This is a genomic window from Acidovorax sp. HMWF029 (assembly GCF_003060895.1).
GTDB lineage: Bacteria > Pseudomonadota > Gammaproteobacteria > Burkholderiales > Burkholderiaceae_C > Acidovorax.
The window spans coordinates 1-2,877 of sequence record NZ_QAIH01000189.1; the positions used below are offsets into that span (position 1 = coordinate 1).

A 2,877-nucleotide genomic window follows, 5' to 3' on the forward strand; every position below is an offset into this window, starting at 1 on the left:
ACAAAGACCAGATCGCACTGCTGGAACCCTTTGAGCGGCTGGGCACCGACCGCATCGCTCTGGTCTCCACCCCCGCACAGGCCGACCGGGCTTGCAATGCCTTGGCCACTGCCCGCGCCTGGGGTTTTGATACCGAATCCAAGCCCACCTTCGTGCAAGGCGAGCCGTCGGACGGACCTCACATCGTGCAGCTGGCCACGTTGGAACATGCCTGGGTCTTCCAATTGCACGACCCCGGCTGCCGCGCGCGTGTGGCAGAGCTGCTGGCGCTGAGCGGGGTGACCAAGGCAGGTTTTGGGCTGGGCGATGACACCAAACGCATACAGGCCAAGCTGGGAGTGCAGCCCGCCGACGTGCTGGAGCTGAACACCGTCTTCCGCCAGCGCGGCTACCGCAAGGACATGGGCGTGAAGGGTGCCGTGGCCGTGCTTTTCAACCGGCGCTTCATCAAGTCCAAGAAGGCCGCCACCTCCAACTGGGCCAACGAAAAGCTCACAGAGGCCCAGCTGGTCTATGCCGCCAACGATGCATGGGCGGCGTTGCGGGTGTTCCATGCGCTGCAGGCCCCTGCCGCAACCTGAGGGCGGGCGCCGGGCCCTGGGGCGTATGGCGCATTTACTACAAAATATATAGCAACAAATACATATCCAGAGCGCGGAGAAAGCCTTTTTTCGCCACAAACCACACCCTGTCCGAACCTCACAGGCGCGCCGCCAGCCGCGCCGCCTGATCAATGGCGCGCTTGGCATCCAGCTCGCCCGCCTCCAGCGCGCCACCGATCAGATGGGGCTTGTGGCCCTGAGCCTCCAGATCCTGCGCCAGGCTACGCAAAGGCACCTGGCCTGCGCACAGCACCACGGTGTCGCAGGGAATCCAGGTCGGATCTTCACGCTTGTCTCCGTACGAGACGAGCAGGCCCTCGTCGGCAATGCGCTCGTAGTTCACGCCGCCCACCATCTCCACTTCTTTCATCTTGAGCACCGTACGGTGAATCCAGCCCGTGGTCTTGCCAAGCCCGCTGCCCAGCTTGCCCTTCTTGCGCTGAAGCAGCGTCACCTGCCGCGCGGGCGGCGTGGTACGTGGCCCGCTGGCGGCCAGGCCGCCGCGCGCCTCGGCCGGGTCGGTGATGCCCCACTCGGCTTTCCAGGCGGGCAGGTCAAGCGTGGTGGACGGGTGGTCGCCGTGCGTCAGGAATTCGGCCACATCAAAGCCAATGCCACCCGCGCCGATGATGGCCACGCGCTCGCCCACCGGCTTGCCGTGGCGCAGCACGTCGATGTAGCTCAGCACCTTGGGGTGGTCCTGGCCCGGGATCTTCGGGTCGCGTGGCTCCACGCCGGTGGCGACAATGACCTCGTCAAAGCCCACCAGGTCGGCCGCCAACACGCGCTGGTTCAGGTGCAGTTGCACGCCCGTGTCCTCCACACGCGTGGCCAGGTAGCGCAGCATTTCGTGGAACTCCTCCTTGCCCGGAATCACCTTGGCCATGTTGAGCTGGCCGCCGATGGCGGCTGCTGCGTCGAACAAATGCACCTCGTGCCCACGCTCTGCGGCCACGGTGGCGGCGGTCAAACCCGCGGGCCCTGCGCCCACCACCGCCACACGCTTGCGCGACGACACCGGGCGGTACACCAGTTCGGTCTCGTGGCAAGCGCGCGGGTTCACCAGACAGCTGCTGGTCTTGTTCTGGAACACATGGTCCAGGCAGGCCTGATTGCAGGCGATGCAGGTGTTGATGCGGTCGGCCCGGCCCTGCGCAGCCTTCTTCACAAACGCCGCATCGGCCAGCAGCGGGCGCGCCATGGACACCATGTCGGCGCAGCCATCGGCCAGCACCTGCTCGGCCACCTCGGGCGTGTTGATACGGTTGGACGTGACCAGCGGCGTGGAAATGCCCGCTGCTGCAAACTCGGCCTTCATCTTCTGCGTGACCCAGGCGAACGCCGCGCGCGGCACACTGGTGGCAATCGTGGGCACGCGCGCCTCGTGCCAGCCAATGCCGGTGTTGATGATGTTCGCCCCGCCCGTGGCCACGGCCTTGCCCAGCGTGACGATCTCGTTCCAGGCGCTGCCGCCGGGCACCAGATCGATCATCGACAGGCGGTAGATGATGATGAAATCCGGCCCCACGGCCTCGCGCATGCGGCCGATGATCTCGACCGGCAGGCGCATGCGGTGGCTGTAGTCGCCGCCCCAGGCGTCCTGACGCAGGTTGGTGGCTTGCGAGAGAAACTGGTTGATGAAGTAGCCCTCGGAGCCCATCACCTCCACGCCGTCGTAGCCCGCCTCACGCGCCTTCATGGCGCAATTGACGAACGCGCGAATCTGTCGCTCCACGCCCCGCGCCGACAACGCAAAGGGCGTGAACGGCGAAATGGGTGACTGCAGGCGGGAGGGCGCTACGGCCAGCGGGTGATACGCGTAGCGGCCCGTGTGCAGAATCTGCAGCGCGATCTTGCCGCCTGCACTGTGCACCGCATCGGTCACCACGCGGTGGCGCCTGGCCGCGCCCGAGGTCGCCAGCGTACCTGCAAACGGCTTGGCCCAGCCTGCGATGTTGGGCGCAAAGCCGCCCGTGACGATCAGCCCCACATCGCCCTCGGCGCGCTCACGGAAGTACGCCGCCATGCGCGACAGATCGCGCCCGTCCTCCAGCCCCGTGTGCATGGAGCCCATGAGAACACGGTTCTTGATCTTGGTGAAACCCAGGTCGAGCGGGGCCAGAAGATGCGGGTACAGGGCCGCGCCAGGCGCATTGGCAGGAGCAACAGGAATCACGTGGGCTGGAGTGGACATGGATAGGACCGTGGAACTAGAAGAATTTTCTAGAACTTTATTCTATAATTCATCCCTATGGCAAGCCGCACGACCCCGCCC

General features: G+C 65.7%; 2 protein-coding genes. One reads left to right on the forward strand and one right to left on the reverse strand.

The features are described 5' to 3' along the window. On the forward strand, positions 1-581 hold a 581-nt coding region (locus tag DBR12_RS13135), incomplete at its 5' end, for a 3'-5' exonuclease (RefSeq protein ID WP_199226685.1). Positions 582-699: 118 nt separating this feature from the next. Here the strand turns inward: DBR12_RS13135 and DBR12_RS13140 are convergent. Continuing rightward, a complete protein-coding gene (locus DBR12_RS13140; protein ID WP_108617658.1) occupies positions 700-2,796 on the reverse strand; it encodes an NADPH-dependent 2,4-dienoyl-CoA reductase in 2,097 nt (698 codons plus the stop codon). Positions 2,797-2,877 lie beyond the last annotated feature (81 nt).

Excerpts from the sequence above, each read along its gene's own strand:
- DBR12_RS13140 (WP_108617658.1), bottom strand. The coding sequence starts at position 2,796 with ATGTCCACTCCAGCCCACGTGATTCCTGTTGCTCCTGCCAATGCGCCT.